General features: G+C 65.6%; 13 protein-coding genes. 4 read left to right on the top strand and 9 right to left on the bottom strand.

Going from position 1 to position 14,759, the window contains the following annotated elements:
• The first annotated feature begins 73 nt into the window (after nucleotides 1-73).
• From BLEFHOIH_RS08085 to BLEFHOIH_RS08100, 4 genes are all read left to right on the top strand, one after another.
• Nucleotides 74-910, top strand: a complete 837-nt coding sequence (locus BLEFHOIH_RS08085; RefSeq protein WP_088344182.1) for a carbohydrate ABC transporter permease — start codon at nucleotides 74-76, stop codon at nucleotides 908-910.
• The gene (locus BLEFHOIH_RS08090; RefSeq protein WP_088344184.1) at nucleotides 907-1,959 is read left to right on the top strand and encodes a Gfo/Idh/MocA family oxidoreductase; all 1,053 of its coding nucleotides are present in this window, start codon (nucleotides 907-909) and stop codon (nucleotides 1,957-1,959) included. The genes BLEFHOIH_RS08085 and BLEFHOIH_RS08090 overlap by 4 nt, the downstream gene beginning before the upstream one ends.
• Nucleotides 1,960-1,972: 13 nt before the next feature.
• Nucleotides 1,973-2,983: an ATP-binding cassette domain-containing protein gene (locus BLEFHOIH_RS08095; RefSeq protein ID WP_088344186.1), complete on the top strand. Its 1,011-nt coding sequence runs from the start codon at nucleotides 1,973-1,975 to the stop codon at nucleotides 2,981-2,983.
• Nucleotides 2,984-3,207: 224 nt separating this feature from the next.
• On the top strand, nucleotides 3,208-4,248 hold the full coding sequence (locus BLEFHOIH_RS08100; RefSeq protein WP_088344188.1) for an SIS domain-containing protein: 1,041 nt from the start codon (nucleotides 3,208-3,210) through the stop codon (nucleotides 4,246-4,248).
• Between the two features lie 109 nt (nucleotides 4,249-4,357).
• Here BLEFHOIH_RS08100 and BLEFHOIH_RS08105 read toward each other — a convergent pair whose 3' ends face one another.
• From BLEFHOIH_RS08105 to BLEFHOIH_RS08145, 9 genes are all read right to left on the bottom strand, one after another.
• Nucleotides 4,358-5,323, bottom strand: coding sequence for a dipeptide ABC transporter ATP-binding protein (locus BLEFHOIH_RS08105; RefSeq protein WP_088344190.1), 966 nt, complete (start codon nucleotides 5,321-5,323; stop codon nucleotides 4,358-4,360).
• Entirely contained in the window at nucleotides 5,320-6,318 is a 999-nt protein-coding gene (locus tag BLEFHOIH_RS08110; protein WP_088344192.1) for an ABC transporter ATP-binding protein, read from the bottom strand. The genes BLEFHOIH_RS08105 and BLEFHOIH_RS08110 overlap by 4 nt, the downstream gene beginning before the upstream one ends.
• Entirely contained in the window at nucleotides 6,319-7,233 is a 915-nt protein-coding gene (locus BLEFHOIH_RS08115; RefSeq protein WP_088344194.1) for an ABC transporter permease subunit, read from the bottom strand.
• A 5-nt stretch (nucleotides 7,234-7,238) separates the two neighbouring features.
• Nucleotides 7,239-8,246, bottom strand: coding sequence for an ABC transporter permease subunit (locus BLEFHOIH_RS08120; protein WP_088344196.1), 1,008 nt, complete (start codon nucleotides 8,244-8,246; stop codon nucleotides 7,239-7,241).
• A gap of 130 nt (nucleotides 8,247-8,376) precedes the next feature.
• Nucleotides 8,377-9,966: an ABC transporter substrate-binding protein gene (locus BLEFHOIH_RS08125; protein WP_245296908.1), complete on the bottom strand. Its 1,590-nt coding sequence runs from the start codon at nucleotides 9,964-9,966 to the stop codon at nucleotides 8,377-8,379.
• Nucleotides 9,967-10,310: 344 nt separating this feature from the next.
• Nucleotides 10,311-12,542, bottom strand: coding sequence for a DnaJ domain-containing protein (locus tag BLEFHOIH_RS08130; RefSeq protein WP_088344200.1), 2,232 nt, complete (start codon nucleotides 12,540-12,542; stop codon nucleotides 10,311-10,313).
• 104 nt (nucleotides 12,543-12,646) lie between these two features.
• Nucleotides 12,647-12,997, bottom strand: coding sequence for a hypothetical protein (locus BLEFHOIH_RS08135; protein ID WP_125461628.1), 351 nt, complete (start codon nucleotides 12,995-12,997; stop codon nucleotides 12,647-12,649).
• A gap of 434 nt (nucleotides 12,998-13,431) precedes the next feature.
• Nucleotides 13,432-13,965, bottom strand: coding sequence for a disulfide bond formation protein B (locus BLEFHOIH_RS08140; RefSeq protein ID WP_088344204.1), 534 nt, complete (start codon nucleotides 13,963-13,965; stop codon nucleotides 13,432-13,434).
• Nucleotides 13,955-14,536, bottom strand: a complete 582-nt coding sequence (locus tag BLEFHOIH_RS08145) for a YqaA family protein (protein ID WP_088344206.1) — start codon at nucleotides 14,534-14,536, stop codon at nucleotides 13,955-13,957. The genes BLEFHOIH_RS08140 and BLEFHOIH_RS08145 overlap by 11 nt, the downstream gene beginning before the upstream one ends.
• Nucleotides 14,537-14,759: the final 223 nt, after the last annotated feature.

A 14,759-nucleotide genomic window follows, 5' to 3' on the forward strand; every position in this document is an offset into this window, starting at 1 on the left:
CTCCCCTGGGAGAGGTTGCGCCGCGGCGCCTGGGGGCGTTTTGCGCCCGACTGAACCGGTCTAGGCGCCCGCCATGTCCGCTCGCCAATCCACGCCCCGCGCCGTTGCCGCCCATGCGATCCTGATCGCCTATACGCTCATTGCGCTGTTCCCCGTCTTCGTCATTCTCATCAACTCGTTCAAATCCCGCGCCGCCATCTTCAGCCAGCCGCTCTCGCTGCCGAACAGCACGACATTCAGCCTGCTCGGCTATGAGACGGTCTGGGCCCAGGGCAATTTCATCCTCTATTTCCAGAACAGCGTCATCGTCACCGTCGCGTCCTTGTTCTGCGTGTTGCTGTTCGGCGCCATGGCCGCTTTCGCGCTGTCCGAATACCGCTTCCGGGGCAATTCGCTGGTCGTGCTCTATCTGGCGCTCGGCATCATGATCCCGATCCGGCTCGGCACCGTCGCGATCCTGCAATTGATCGTCGCATCCGGGCTGGTCAACACGCTGGCGGCGCTGATCCTGGTCTATACGGCACAAGGGCTGCCGCTCTCGGTGTTCATTTTGTCGGAGTTCATGCGGCAGGTCTCGGGCGACCTGAAGAATGCCGGCCGCATCGACGGCCTCAGTGAATACCGCATCTTCTTCCGGCTGGTGCTGCCCATCGTGCGCCCGGCCATGGCCACCGTCGCGGTGTTCACGCTGATCCCGATCTGGAATGACCTCTGGTTCCCGCTGATCCTGGCGCCGGCGGAGAACACCAAGACGCTCACCCTCGGTTCGCAGGTGTTCATCGGGCAGTTCCTGACCAACTGGAACGCCGTGCTCGCCTCGCTGTCGCTGGCGATCCTGCCCGCGCTGATCCTATATCTGATCTTCTCGCGCCAGCTCATCCGTGGCATCACATCGGGAGCGGTCAAATGAGCGCTTTGCGCGTCCTCGTCGCCGGCCTCGGCAATATGGGCCGCAGCCATGCCCTGGCCTATCACCGCAATCCCGGTTTCGAGGTCGTGGGGCTGGTCAACCGCTCGCCGGTCGAGTTGCCGGACGAGCTTGCGGCGTTCCCGGTCTTAGAGAGCTACGAAGCCGCGCTCGCGGCACTGAAGCCCGACCTCGTCTCGATCAACACCTATTCGGAGAGTCACGCGGATTACGCCGTCGCGGCGATGGAAACGGGCGCGCATGTCTTCGTCGAAAAACCGCTGGCGACGACGGTCGAGGATGCGCGGCGTGTCGTTGCTGCCGCGAAGGCGACGGGCCGCAAACTCGTCGTCGGCTACATCCTGCGCCACCACCCCTCCTGGCAGACGCTGATCGCCGAAGCCCGCAAGCTCGGCGGCCCTTACGTCTTCCGCCTCAACCTCAACCAGCAATCCTCCGGCGCGACCTGGCAGACGCACAAGAACCTGATGCGCACCACCTCGCCCATCGTCGATTGCGGCGTGCATTATGTCGATGTGATGTGCCAGATCACCGATGCGCGGCCGGTCAGCGTGCGCGGCATGGGGCTGCGCCTGTCGGAGGAGATCGCGGCGGAGATGTATAATTACGGCCACTTCCAGGTGCTGTTCGAGGACGGCTCGATCGGCTGGTACGAGGCGGGCTGGGGGCCGATGATGTCAGAGACGGCCTATTTCGTGAAGGACATCGTCTCGCCCAAAGGCAGCGTCTCCATCATCATGGACGAGGCGGCCAAATCCGACGACATCAACGCCCATACGCGCACCTCGACCATCCGCATCCACCGCGCCGCGACGGATGCGGCCGGCGCGTTCCTGCAAGCCGACACCGATCTGTCGATGGCCGACGAGCCGGACCACCAGGCGCTCTGCGACCGCGAGCAGGCTTTCGTGCTCCGCGCCATCCGCGAGGATCTCGACCTCACACGCCACATGGACGACGCCGTCCAATCCCTCAATATTTGCCTGGCGGCGGATGCGAGCATTCGCAGCGGCCAGGCCATCACGCTCTAATAGGACCGTTTTCATGGGTGCATTGACGCTCTCCGGCATCCATAAATCATTCGGTGCCGTCCACATCCTCAAAGGCATCGATTTGGACGTCGCCGATGGCGAATTCGTCATCATCGTCGGCCCTTCCGGCTGCGGGAAATCCACGCTGCTGCGGGTGATCGCGGGGCTGGAGGACGCGACCTCGGGGGCGGTGAAGATCGACGGCGCCGATGTCGGCCACACGCCGCCCGCCGAGCGCGGCATCGCCATGGTGTTCCAGAGCTACGCGCTCTATCCGCATCTGAATGTGCGCGACAACATGGCCCTCGGCCTGAAGCACGCCAAATTCCCCAAGGAGGAGATCGCCAAACGCGTCGCGCAGGCGACGAAGATGCTGTCGCTGGGCAGCTATCTGGAGCGGCGCCCGGCGGAACTCTCCGGTGGCCAGCGCCAGCGCGTCGCCGTCGGGCGGGCCGTGGTGCGCAAGCCAAAACTGTTCCTGTTCGACGAGCCGCTGTCGAACCTCGACTCGATCCTGCGGGTGAATACGCGGCTGGAGCTGGCGCGGCTGCACCGCGAGCTGAAGGCCACCATGATCTACGTCACCCACGATCAGACCGAGGCCATGACGCTCGCCGACCGCATCGTCATCCTGCGCGACGGCGTCGTCGAGCAGATCGGCACGCCGATGGAGCTGTATAATGCGCCGGCCAATGTCTTCGTCGCCGGCTTCATCGGCTCGCCGCAGATGAACTTCATTGACGCCGCCGCGTTGGGCAGGCATGACGCCGTGACCATCGGCGTGCGGCCCGAGCATATCCGGCTCGATCCGGCGGCCGGCGACGCGGCGGGCGCGGTGACGCATATCGAGCATCTGGGCGCGGACACCAACGTCTATCTCGATTGCGGCAAGGCGGGCCTGCTGACCATCCGCCTCTTCGGCCACCATGATTTCGACATCGGCGCAAAACTGTTCGCGCGGTTCGAGCAGGACAAGCTGTTCCGCTTCGACGGCGATCAGAGGGCGATCGGCAAAGGCGCGTAAGAGCCGTTCTTATCCGGGCGCGCTTCTTTTGATAATCCCCGCGAAGGCGGGGACCCCGTACGCCGCAGCGATTGTGGTTCGGCACAGACCAGCGACTAGCTTTGCCCTTTACTGGGTCCCCGCCTTCGCGGGGATTTCGTCTGAGGGTGTGAAGAGTGCTTCCACCACGTTAAGCGCTTCGGAGCGATAAACGCCGAACGGCGCGATATTGATATGAGGCAACAATGACCGACCGACCTGCCGGCCCCAGCGCCATGGCGGAGGAAATCCGTGAAGTGCCGGAGGCCGTCGCCCGGTTCTTCGCGCGCGAGGAGGGCAATCTGCGCGACACCGCGCGGCGGCTGGCCGAATTGCGGCCTGGCGTCATCGTCACCTGCGCGCGCGGCTCCTCGGACAATGCGGCGGTCTATTTCAAATATCTGGCGGAAATCCTTGTCGGCATTCCGGTGGCGTCGATGGGGCCGTCGGTCGCCTCGCTCTATCATGCGCCGCTGCGATTGGCGGGCGCCGCGCTGATCTCGGTCTCGCAATCGGGCAAGTCGCCGGACATCGTCAGCCTGCAGCAGGCGGCGCGGGCGGCCGGCGCCTTCGTCATCGCCGTGGTCAATGACGTGGACGCGCCGCTCGCCAGAAGCGCCGATGCCGTGCTGCCGTTCCATTCCGGCCTCGAACGCAGCGTCGCGGCGACCAAGACCTTCCTCTCCTCCGCCGCGATCCTTGCCGCGCTGGTCGCGGAATGGCGCGGCGATGCGGTGCTCGCCAAAGCGGTCCGCGCACTGCCCGAGGCGCTGGAGAAGGCCCTCGCCGCCGATTGGTCCGAGGCGCTGCCCGTCCTGCGCGATGCCAGTTCCGCCTATATCGTTGGGCGCGGCCCGGCCCTCCCCATCGCGGCCGAAGCGGCGCTGAAGCTGAAGGAGACCGCCATGCTGCACGCGGAAGCCTTCAGCGGCGCCGAGGTCATGCACGGCCCGGTGCAACTGGTCGAGCCGGGCTTCCCCGTCATCGCCCTACGCCCCCGCGACGCCGCCTTCGACGCCATGGCCGAGGCGGTCTCGCGTCTCGAAGCCACCGGCGCCCGCGTCTTCGTCGCCGAGCCGGGCGAGCCGCGTCCGGGCCGCCTGCCCATCACCCCGAGCGGCCATCCGCTGCTCGACCCGCTGGTGATGCTGCTCTCCTTCTACGCGCTCGCGGAGCAGGTCGCCCAGTCTCGCGGCCACGACCCCGACCGCCCCAGCCGGCTGAAAAAAGTAACGCAAACCATGTGACAGGGCAGGGCTTGGGCGCCGTTCCGACGCTGAGAAACGTCGCGGCGCTCCGACCCGAGGACACTCCGTCCGGCATCTGCGGCGCAACCCGACGCCGCTCGCCCCGGCTCTATCCGCAGGCGTGGCAGGCCACGTCGCGGCCCGCGACCTGGCGCAATTTCGGCTCCTCCACGCGGCAGCGCTCGAAGACCAGCGGGCAGCGCGTGTTGAAGGTGCAGCCGGGCGGCGGCGCGAGCGGCGACGGCAGCTCGCCCTTCAGCACGATGCGCTCCTTGCGGCGCAAGGGATCGGCCACCGGCGTCGCCGAGAGCAAGGCGCGCGTATAGGGGTGGCGCGGGTCGTCGAAAATGGTCTTGCCGGGGCCTTGCTCGACCGGATGGCCCAGATACAGCACCACCACCTCATCGGCGATATGGCGGACGATGGACAGGTCATGGCTGATGAACAGATAGGCGAGGTCGAGCCGGTCCTGCAGCTTGGTCAGGAGATTGAGGATCTGCGCCTGGATCGACACGTCGAGCGCCGAGACCGGCTCGTCGAGCACCAGGATGGCGGGATCGAGCATCAGCGCGCGGGCGATGGCGATGCGCTGGCGCTGGCCGCCGGAGAACATATGCGGATACCGGTGGAAATGCTCCGGCAGCAGGCCGACCGCCGCCATCATCGCCTCGGCCTTCTCGCGCCGCTCGGCCCGCGACAGGCTCGTGTTGACCAGCAGCGGCTCTTCGAGCGCCGCGCCGATCTTCTGGCGCGGATTGAGCGAGGCATAGGGGTTCTGGAAGACGATCTGCACGCTGGAGCGCAAATCCTTCAGCGTCGCGCGCGAGGCGCCGACGATCTCCTTGCCGAGAATATTGAGGCTGCCCGAGGTCGGCGGCTCGATCATCGTAATCAAGCGGGCGAGCGTCGATTTTCCGCTGCCGGACTCGCCGACCACGGCCAGCGTCTGCCCGCGCCGCAGGTCGAAACCGGCGCCGTCGACGGCCTTCAGCACTGCGTCGCTGCGGAACAGGCCCTGCCGGATGGGGTAATGGCGGGTGAGATCGCGCGCCTGGAGAACCACTTCGCCACTCATGCCACGGCCTCGAATGCGGGATGCCCCTGGGGCTGGCCGCCGACCAGCGGATAATGGCATAAGGCCTCGCCCTCGGCCTTCCCGGCCCGTTTCGGCGGAACCGTGATGCAAAGCTCCGTCGCATAGCGGCAGCGCGGCGAGAACAAACAGCCTTTCGGCCGGTCGAAATAGCCCGGCACGACGCCGGGGATCGACGGCAGCTCGCCCGGCCCGGCACGCTCCGGCAAGGCCGCCAGCAAGGCCGAGGAATAGGGGTGATGTGGGTCGGCGAACAGGCCGAGCACCGGCTGCTCCTCGACCTTCTGGCCGGCATAGTGGACGGAGACGCGCTGCGCCGTCTCGGCGACGACGCCCATGTCGTGCGTGACCAGGATCATCGCCATGCCGGTCTCCTCGCGCAGCCGCAAAAGCAGATCGAGGATCTGCGCCTGGATGGTGACGTCGAGCGCCGTCGTCGGCTCGTCGGCGATCAGCAGTTTCGGGTTGCAGGCAATGGCGATGGCGATCATCACGCGCTGGTTCATGCCGCCGGACATCTGGTGCGGGAAGGCGCTAAGCCGCTGCTCGGGCGAGGGGATGCCGACATGGCGCAGCAGTTCCAGAGCCCGCTCGCGGCGGCCGGATCGGCCGAGATCGGTGTGGATCTTCAACACCTCGGTAAGCTGGAAGCCCACCGTGTAGCACGGGTTGAGGCTCGACATCGGGTCCTGGAAGATCATCGACATCTGCGCGCCCATCATCGCCCGCCGCTGGCGCAGGGAAAGCGTCATCAGATCGACGCCGTCGAAGCGCAGCCGGTCGGCGCGGACGCGGGCGGTCGGCGGCAGCAGGCCCATCACGGCGAGCATGCTCACCGATTTGCCCGAGCCGGATTCGCCGACCACGGCCAGCACCTCGCGCGGATCGACATCGAGCGAGACGCCGTCGACGGCGCGGAAGACACCCGTCGAGGTGGCGAATTCGACCGTTAAATTCCGGATTTCCAAGAGCGCCATCTATGCCCTCTTCAGCTTGGGGTCGAGGGCATCGCGCAGGCCGTCGCCGATCAGGTTGATGGCCAGCACGACGATGAGAATGGCGAGGCCCGGCATGGTCACCACCCACCAGGCGCGCAGGATGAATTCGCGCGCTTCGGCCAGCATGGTGCCCCACTCGGGCGTCGGCGGCTGCGCACCCATGCCGAGGAAGCCCAGCGAGGCCGCATCGAGGATGGCGCTGGAGAAGGACAGCGCGCCCTGCACGATCAGCGGCGCGAGGCAATTGGGCAGGATGGTCACGCCCATCAGCCGCCACGGGCCGACGCCGGCGACGCGCGCGGCGGTGACGTAATCTTTCTGCTTTTCGCCGAGCACCGCGGCGCGGGTCAGGCGCACATAATGCGGCTGCTGCACGATGGCGATGGCGATGATCGCATTGGTGAGGCTCGGCCCAAGAATCGCGACCAGGGCGAGCGCCAGCAGCAAATTGGGGAAGGCGAGGATGATGTCCATGATGCGCACGATCAGCGTATCCACCACGCCGCCGACAAAGCCCGCGATCAGGCCCAGGGCGACGCCGACGATCATTGCCCCGGCAACGACGATGCAGCCGACGAACAGCGAATAGCGCGAGCCGTAGATCAGCCGGGAGAGGATGTCGCGGCCGACGGCGTCGGTGCCGAGCAGGAAGCGCCAGTCGCCCCCGCTCTGCCAGACGGGCGGCGTCAGCAGCGCTTCCCGATATTGCGTCGCCGGTCCGTGCGGCGCGATCAGGTCGGCGAAGATGGCGACGAAACAGACGATAACGAAGATCCAAAGCCCCATCACCGCGCCGCGGTTTTCGCTGAAATAGTACCAGAACTCGCTGAGCGAGGCGCGCAGGCCGGTCGGGCGGCGGTCGGCGATGGCGGGTTCTCGGAGGATATCGGTCATGGCTGTTACCTGTGCCGGATGCGCGGGTTGATCAGGCCGTACAGCAGATCGACGACCAGATTGACGACCATGACGTTGACCGCGATCAGCAGCAGCCCGCCCTGCACGGCGGGATAGTCGCGCCGGAAGATCGAATCGACCATCCATTTGCCGATGCCGGGCCAGGAAAAGATCGTCTCCGTCAGGATGGCGCCGGTGATCAGCACACCGATCTGCAACCCGATGGTCGTCACCACGGGGATCATCGCGTTGCGCAGCGCGTGGACGCCGACGACGCGCAGGCTGGACATGCCCTTGGCGCGCGCCGTGCGCACATAGTCTTCGCCCAAGACTTCCAGCATGGCCGAGCGGGTCTGCCGCGCGATCACCGCGAGCGGGATGGTGCCGAGCACGATGCTCGGCAGGATCAGATGCGAGACGGCGGAACCGAAGGCGCCCTTCTCGCCCGAGAGCAGGCTGTCGACCAGCATCAGGCCGGTGACATTGGGGAAATAGTAGAACAGCGAAATCCGGCCCGAGACCGGGGTCCAGCCGAGCATTCCGGAAAACACGATGATGAGCAGCAGGCCCCACCAGAAGATCGGCATCGAATAGCCGACCAGGGCGGTGCCCATCAGCGTCTGGTCGAGCCAGGAGCCGCGCCGGGTGGCGGCGATGATGCCGGCGGGAATGCCGAGCAGGATGCCGAACAGCATGGCGGCGGCCGTCAGCTCGAAGGTCGCCGGAAACAGGCTCCAGAATTCCTCGAAGACCGGCCGCTTGGTAATCAGCGAATTGCCGAGATCGCCCGACAGCGCCGAGGTCAGGAAATCGAAATATTGCACATAGAGCGGCCGGTCGAAGCCGAACTGATGCATGAGCTGGGCGGCGCGCTCGGGCGAGGTGCCGCGCTCGCCGGCCATCAGCAGCACCGGATCGCCCGGCAAGAGCCGGATGAAGCCGAAGGTGGCGATGGTTATGCCGATGAATGTCGGGATGAGGAGCCCGACGCGTCGGAGGATGAAAGCCAGCATGATGATGTGCTCGGGCGCTGGTGACGGCGGCGCTGCCGTCCCCGCCCTTTACGTCCTTCCGCCAGGGCAGGGAGGACACGCTAAGGAGGGAATGTCCGTGGCGCCCCGGCAAGGAGCGCCACGGATCGCATCAATCCGCCAGGTCGACGCCATAGAAGAGATGGCCGCCCAAGGGGTCGATCTTGAAGTTCTTCACCGACTTGGCGAGCGGCTGGAAGCGCACCGAGTGGGCAATGGTCGCCCAGGGCGCCTGATCCTTGAAGATGAGCTGGGCCTCTTCATAGAGCTTGGTCCGCTCGGCCTTGTCGGAGACCAGGGTGGCCTTGCGCGTGAGGTCGTCGAACGGCTTGTAGCACCATTGCGCGAGATTGGAATTGCCGACCGCGGCGCAGCCGAGCAGCACGGCGAGGAAATTGTCCGGATCGCCATTGTCGCCGGTCCAGCCCAGCAGCACGGCGCCGTCGCGGTTCTTCTCCTTGGAGATCTTCAGATATTCGGCCCATTCATAGGACACGATCTCGACGGTGACGCCGACCTTGGCGAAATCGGCCTGGATCAGCTCGGCCATGCGGCGCGCATTGGGGTTGTAGGGGCGCTGCACCGGCATCGCCCAGACCTTCATTTTCAGGTCCTTGACGCCGGCCTCGGCGAGCAGCTTTTTGGCGGCTTCCGGATCGTATTTGTCGTCGACCGTCTTCTCATTATAGGACCAGATGGTCGGCGGCAGCGGGTTCTTGGCGATCTTGCCGGCGCCCTGATAGACGGCGGCCATGATCGACTCCTTGTTGATCGCCAGATTGAGCGCCTTGCGCACCTTCACATTGTCGAAGGGGGCCTGCGTCGTATTGTAGGCGAGATAGCCGACATTGAGGCCCTCCTGCTCGAGCACCTGGAGCTTGGGATCGGCGCGCATGGCGGCGAGATCTGCCGGGTTCGGATAGGCCATCGCCTGGCACTCGCCCGCCTTCAGCTTCTGGTAGCGCACGGAGGCGTCGGGCGTGATGGCGAAGATCAGCGAGTCGAGCGGGCTCTTGCCTTCGTAATAATCGGGATTGGCGGCGAAGCGGACCACGGCGTCCTTCTGGTAGCCGACGAATTTGAACGGCCCCGTGCCGACCGGCACCTGATTGAGCTGGTCCATCTTGCCGGCGGCCTTCAGGCTTTCAGCGAATTCGGCCGACAGGATCGAGGCGAAGGGCATGCCGAGATTGGCCAGCATCGGCGATTGCGGCTGCGTCAAGAGGATCTTGACGGTGTAGTCGTCGACCTTCTCGACGCCCTTGAAGAATTCCGGCATCGACATGGAGTCGAAATAGTCCCAGGTCGTGCCCGGCGCGTAGGAGTACCAGGGGTTGGTCTTGTCCTTCTGGCGCATGAAGCTGAAGATGACGTCGTCGGCGTTGAAGTCGCGGGTCGGCTTGAAGCCTTCGACGCTGTGGAATTTCACGCCCTTGCGCAGCTTGAAGGTGTAGGTGAGGCCGTCATCGGAAATGGTCCAGCTTTCGGCCAGACCCGGCACGATATTGGTGGTGCCGCGGTCGAATTCGACGAGCTGGTTGAACACCGAGCGGGCGGTGACGTCGAAGGTCGTGCCGCTGGTGTAAAGGCCGGGGTCGAACCCTTCCGGCGAGCCTTCGGAGCAGAACACCAGCGTCTTGGCCTGCGCCGCCGTGGCGATCGTCATCGCCGCCAGCAGCGGCAGAAATAATTTCATCCGCATATTCGGACCTCTCCCGATTCCGAGCCTCAGACTTCGCCGCTTGAGCGAGCGATCGAGCGTAGTTAAGCACCAAATCAACCGCATTGAAATTGCCAGAGCAGACCAATAACGCGGCAATCGCTGCGTTTTTGCCTATTGGCTGGGCAGGCGCCCACAGTGTCGCGCAGGATTTTCCAGAACCCGCGATCGGGAGGATTTTCCTTCGACTATATGCCTAGGGCAAAAGGCCTGGATCGAGCCCTGGAGGGTGCGAATCCGCCCCGGGCGTGCACAATTCGGGGGCATGCCGTCCATGCAAGGGGGCGGGCGGACGATCAGCCGTCTGGCCAGCCGGCAGGCGCGCTCTACTGGCTGCCGCCCGGCACCCGGTCGACGAAAGGCTCGTCCGAGGACGGCCGCGGGTTGCGCTGCGACTGGCGCTGCTTCGGCGTCTCGGGCGAGGCCGGCGCGGCGGCGCCGGTGGCGGTCGGCGCCGGGCCGGCCGCTTCGAGCGATTGCTGCGCCTGCGAGGCATAGCGGCCGTTCGGATAGGCGTTCAGATAGGCGAAATAGCCTTTGCGCGTCTTCTCCTTCTGCGCCTTGGCCCAGGCCTCGTCCTCCTTGCGCAGACCCTCCTCGCGCGTGTTCAGAGCGGCGAGGCGGCGCTTGGCGTCGTCGGTGTGGCGGCCCTTCGGATAGGCCTGGATGTAGGACTGGATCGCCTCGCGCGTGCCGGTCTGGCGGGCCTTGCTCCAGGCGGTGGTCTCCTTCTTGCGGCCGGAGATTTCCGCTTCCAGCGCCGCGATCCGCTCCTCGGCGTCATCGGCATAATGGCCGTTGGGATAGCCGACCAGATAGGCCTGGAAGGCGGCGACGGTGCCCGCCTCGCGCGTCGCGCGCCAGGCCTGCTCGTCCGCGTCGTAATTCTCCTTCTCGACCAGCAGCGCCAATTGGCGGTTGGCCAGGGCTTTTTCGGGGCTGTCCGGGCCGGCTTTTTCCAGGAATGCCTGCAACTCTTGCCGGTTTATGACCGCCGCCACCAGCGTGCGGAAGCGCTCGCGGGCTTCCTCCGTGACCGGCTTTTGCGGGTAGCGCGCGATGAAGTTCTGCAGCGGGAGCAAATCGGTGGACTTACGCAGCAGGCGCCACTCTTCGTCCCAAGGCGCATCGGCGGCGGGTTTGGCCGGCGCGCCGTCCTGCAGCGCGGCGACGCGATCGCCCGGCTGCGGTTCGGCGCCGCTGCCGGATGCCGGGTGCGCCATGAGCGCGGGTCCATTGTCCAGCGAGGTCGCGGCCGGCACGACGTCGGCTGGGGCCGCCGCGATCGCGGGTGTCGATGCGGGGAGGCTGACGGTGGCCGGGATTTGCCCGGCGGTCTCGATCCGCTCCGAAAGGTTCTCCTGCGGTGCCGCCGCCAGGGGCTTTTCGGGTTTCGGCGCCGGCTGCGTGGCCTGCGGCGGCGTCGCGGCGGGCGTTTCGGGCTTGGGCGCGGGCATCTCCTGCGGCAAGGTCGCGGCGATTTTTTCCGGCGCGGGCGCGGGCGGCGTATCCGGCGCCGGCGCGATCGCGGGCTCGGCCTCCGCTTCCGGCGCGGCGGCGGCGGGTGTCGTGGCGGAACCCGTCACCAGCTCGCTGCGGGTGCCGATCCGCTGCAATTCCATGAAGGCGGCGACCTGCGGCTCGGGCTGGCTGTCGCTCGACGCCGATTTCTCGGCCACGGACGAGGCATTCTCGGCGAGAAAATTCGGGTTGCCGAACCAATAGACCCCAGCCGCCGGCGTCAGCACGGCGAGCAGGACGGGCGCCATGGCGGAGGCCCAGCGCGCGGCGACGCGGCGCGGCCTGGCGCGGCGCTGGGCGCGGCGGAATTCGATGGCGTTGAGCATCCGGTATGCCTCGCCGACGCGCTTGAACTGGCGCTCGGACTCGACATTGCCGGGGTTCATGTCCGGGTGGTAGCGCTTGGCGAGCCGGAGATAGGCGGCGCGGATCTCATCGGGCTTGGCCTTGCGCGTCAGGCCGAACAGCACATAGGGATCGGCCGGCTCCTCTTCGGCGTCCTCCAGGGTGTCGGCATCGCGGCGCCAGGATTCGGGCAGCTCCTCCTCGGAGAAGAAGTCAGCGTCGCGGCGCCAGGATTCGGGCACGGTCAGGGGCGGTGGCAGCGAGGTCGCCTCGTCGCCATAGGCCTCTTCGATCTGGGCCTGCGTCAGGTTGACGGCGAGTTCGAGCTGGGCGGCGTCGAAAATCGTGCCGGTGAGCTTGGCGTCCTGAAAATCGGCATGCTGCAGGATCGCGCCGTAAAGATTGGCAAAGGAGAGGTCGGCCGAGACCAGCGAAGCGCAGGACAGGTTGGCGCCGCGCAGATCGGCATTCTCCAGGATCGCCCCGGCCAGCACGGCGCTGTCGAAATTGGCCCGGTTGAGCAGCGCGTCGCGCAGATCGAAGGGTCCGCCCTGCACCGGGCCGAGCAGCGTCTCGCCCGCCGAGAGCACGACATTGCTCAGATCCGGCGTCAACCCCGGATTGTCGGCGCGCCAGTCGTTCCACGCCACAGGCCCCTCTCGAAGCTTAGCGAGGTGATCGGGGTTTCCCATGCCGTTTCCTCACAAAGAACGCGGTTGCTGGACGATGACGGCGTGCACTTTAGAAACTGCCTTCCTCTGATGCGCTTCGCAAGACCGGAAGCACCGAAATTTGCCTAAAATTGTATACGCGTCCCCAAAACGACAGCGCTCCTCGGCTCTTCGGGCGGCGACTTGGCGTCGGGGGTCCGTTTTTTTCCGTATTCAGCACAAGGAATGCCGTCGATGGACGCGCCGTAATGTTGGCACTGCGCCGAGGAGGCGCCGTTGTCGGCGTCCATCGCCTCGGATGTGAAAGCCTCATCCCGAAGCATCAGCGCGCGGTTGACCTGTCCAAAGACCTGGAAGCCGCTCTTGCGCGCCGAAGTCGCCTCAAGTTCCGCGACGCGCGCATCGGGATCGGCGCGGCAGCCTTCGCGCACATTCGCGCTGGCTGTGCCGATCCTTGCCGGGACGATCCCGGCCATGCACAAGACCGCCATCAGGAATGCCCACCTGACAACGGCAACCCGGAACCCACACATCCCCCACGTCCCTCTGGCACTCTTTATCGATGTGCTTGACGAGCACACACTTTATTAGACGGCCGCTCTGCCTCTGCCCGCCGGACCCCGTGGATCCCGCAAGATCGCTGCCGTCCCGTTCGCCTGCGGAAGACTACAGTCAATGAGTATTAGCCCCTAAAATGCAAGCATTCAAGCAGCGCGGCCGGCTTAGCTGTCATCTGAAAAGATTATCCGAAGTCTGTTGCGGCTTAGGCACGCTTAGACAGGACGAAAGTTTGCCGTAATTCGCGGCGCTTGCGGGTTATGGCGCAGCTTTAGACTGGCGCTCTTCCCACGGGCGGGTGGGGAAGGCAAAGGCGGAATCGGATTTGCTGTCCGTGTATTATGGGGATCGGCTACGGCAGGTTGTGAGGAGCCTTCGCCGCGCCGATCAGCGCTAAAGCCGCGAGAAACAGCGAGAGCAGGGCGCTGTAGCCGGCCAGCGACAGGCCGAAGATGCGCAAGGCGGCCTCATCGCAGCGGACGACGCGCGGGCGCTTCAGGCTTTCCAGCAGGTCGCCGGGGGTGACCGCCAGCGGCGCGATGCCGGAGCAGGCGTCGGGGCCGGCCCACCAATGCCATTCGATGCCCGCGTGATAGACGCCAAGCCCGGCATTGACGAGGAAGCCGATTGCGATCACCGCAAAGACGATGCGGCTCGCCTGCTTGAGGCCCGGCCAGAGTGCGAAGGCAACGAGCGCCAGCGGAATGGCGGCGTAATAGGCGATGCGCTGGTCGAGGCAGAGCGGGCAGGGCGCGATGCCGCCGATATATTCGATGGCCAATGCGCCGCCGACGCCCGCGGCGCTCAGCAGCGCGATGGCCAGGGCGAGATCCCGCCGCCCGATGGGGCGGCGAACCGGGGCAGAGGCGATGACTTTAAATGGCATACCGCGCGATGACAAAACCACCGACCAGAATAACGGCGAATGCGGCCGTCACCAGTTCCAGCCGCTTTTCGATAAAGCCCCGCATGGGCTCGCCGTAATAATAGAGCAATGCGGCGACCATGTAAAAGCGTGCGGCGCGGGTGATCAGGCTGAGCAGCACGAACCAGAAGAAATCGTAGCCGGCAAAGCCGCTGGCGATGGTGACGATCTTGAACGGGATCGGCGTCATGCCCTTGATGAGGATGATCCAGGCGCCCCATTCGGCATAGGCGTGGCGGAATTGCTCGATCTGGCCGGTATAGCCGTAAAGGTTCATCAGCCAGGTGCCGACCGTGTCGTAAAGCAGCGCGCCGATGGCGTAGCCGAACATGCCACCCAGCACCGAGAACAGCGTACACAGGCCGGCCAGCCGCCAGGCCTTGTCCCGGTTGGCAAGCACCATCGGGATCAGCAGCACGTCCGGCGGGATCGGGAAAAACGAGCTTTCGGTGAAAGACACGGTCGCCAAGGCCCAGCTTGCGCGGCGATGGGCGGCGAAGGACATCGTCCAATTATAAAGCGATCTGAGCATCGGCTTCTGTTAGAGGCGGGCGGCGCGCTTGTCCATGGAAATGGGCGCGTCTACGCAGTAAAAAGCCCGTCAGCTTTGGCGATTGCGCTCATTATTACGGCCGGTGACCCAACCGTCGGTGTGACAAGCGCCACAGTTTGCGGCATTTGCCTAAACTATAGGCGACAGTTGCCTCGATTTGCACCTCTATTGCAGAGCGGCACCGGATTTCCACAGTGTTTTT

This window comes from Rhodomicrobium sp. R_RK_3 (genome assembly GCF_002198715.1).
Classification (GTDB): Bacteria; Pseudomonadota; Alphaproteobacteria; order Rhizobiales; family Rhodomicrobiaceae; genus R-RK-3.

Excerpts from the sequence above, each read along its gene's own strand:
- BLEFHOIH_RS08135 (WP_125461628.1), bottom strand. The coding sequence starts at position 12,997 with ATGGCCGGGATCGTCCCGGCAAGGATCGGCACAGCCAGCGCGAATGTG.
- BLEFHOIH_RS08105 (WP_088344190.1), bottom strand. The coding sequence starts at position 5,323 with ATGAGTGGCGAAGTGGTTCTCCAGGCGCGCGATCTCACCCGCCATTAC.
- BLEFHOIH_RS08120 (WP_088344196.1), bottom strand. The coding sequence starts at position 8,246 with ATGCTGGCTTTCATCCTCCGACGCGTCGGGCTCCTCATCCCGACATTC.
- BLEFHOIH_RS08115 (WP_088344194.1), bottom strand. The coding sequence starts at position 7,233 with ATGACCGATATCCTCCGAGAACCCGCCATCGCCGACCGCCGCCCGACC.
- BLEFHOIH_RS08085 (WP_088344182.1), top strand. The coding sequence starts at position 74 with ATGTCCGCTCGCCAATCCACGCCCCGCGCCGTTGCCGCCCATGCGATC.
- BLEFHOIH_RS08095 (WP_088344186.1), top strand. The coding sequence starts at position 1,973 with ATGGGTGCATTGACGCTCTCCGGCATCCATAAATCATTCGGTGCCGTC.
- BLEFHOIH_RS08110 (WP_088344192.1), bottom strand. The coding sequence starts at position 6,318 with ATGGCGCTCTTGGAAATCCGGAATTTAACGGTCGAATTCGCCACCTCG.
- BLEFHOIH_RS08090 (WP_088344184.1), top strand. The coding sequence starts at position 907 with ATGAGCGCTTTGCGCGTCCTCGTCGCCGGCCTCGGCAATATGGGCCGC.
- BLEFHOIH_RS08145 (WP_088344206.1), bottom strand. The coding sequence starts at position 14,536 with ATGCTCAGATCGCTTTATAATTGGACGATGTCCTTCGCCGCCCATCGC.
- BLEFHOIH_RS08140 (WP_088344204.1), bottom strand. The coding sequence starts at position 13,965 with ATGCCATTTAAAGTCATCGCCTCTGCCCCGGTTCGCCGCCCCATCGGG.
- BLEFHOIH_RS08125 (WP_245296908.1), bottom strand. The coding sequence starts at position 9,966 with ATGCGGATGAAATTATTTCTGCCGCTGCTGGCGGCGATGACGATCGCC.
- BLEFHOIH_RS08100 (WP_088344188.1), top strand. The coding sequence starts at position 3,208 with ATGACCGACCGACCTGCCGGCCCCAGCGCCATGGCGGAGGAAATCCGT.
- BLEFHOIH_RS08130 (WP_088344200.1), bottom strand. The coding sequence starts at position 12,542 with ATGGGAAACCCCGATCACCTCGCTAAGCTTCGAGAGGGGCCTGTGGCG.